We start from the raw sequence: 325 nt of genomic DNA on the forward strand, positions 1-325 counted from the left end.
AGGCAATCGCCTCGACTACAAGCCGGTCGTGACCAAGCCGCTCACCGTCGACACGTTCAAACCGAAGCCCCGCACGTTCTAAGAACCTGTCTCGGTATGCGCGAACCGGTAGGGTGGGCTCCCCGAGCCCACGCGGCAGCTGGCAGATCGCAAACGTCACGCGTGGGCGGCGGGCCGCCCACCCTACGATTTAAGAATATGAGGTAACACATGGCACGCACAGTCCACCTGAAAATCTACCGCTACGATCCTGACAAGGATGCGAAGCCCTATATGCAAGACGTCACCGTCGAGCTGAAAGACACCGACAAGATGCTGCTCGATG

General features: G+C 59.1%; 1 pseudogene. It reads left to right on the forward strand.

The features are described 5' to 3' along the window. Positions 1-210: 210 nt before the first annotated feature. Positions 211-325, forward strand: a pseudogene (gene sdhB / locus ASC93_RS31025) (succinate dehydrogenase iron-sulfur subunit); the annotation flags it as partial.

The sequence above is a fragment of the Massilia sp. Root335 genome (assembly GCF_001425685.1).
GTDB classification, from domain to species: domain Bacteria; phylum Pseudomonadota; class Gammaproteobacteria; order Burkholderiales; family Burkholderiaceae_D; genus Telluria; species Telluria luteola.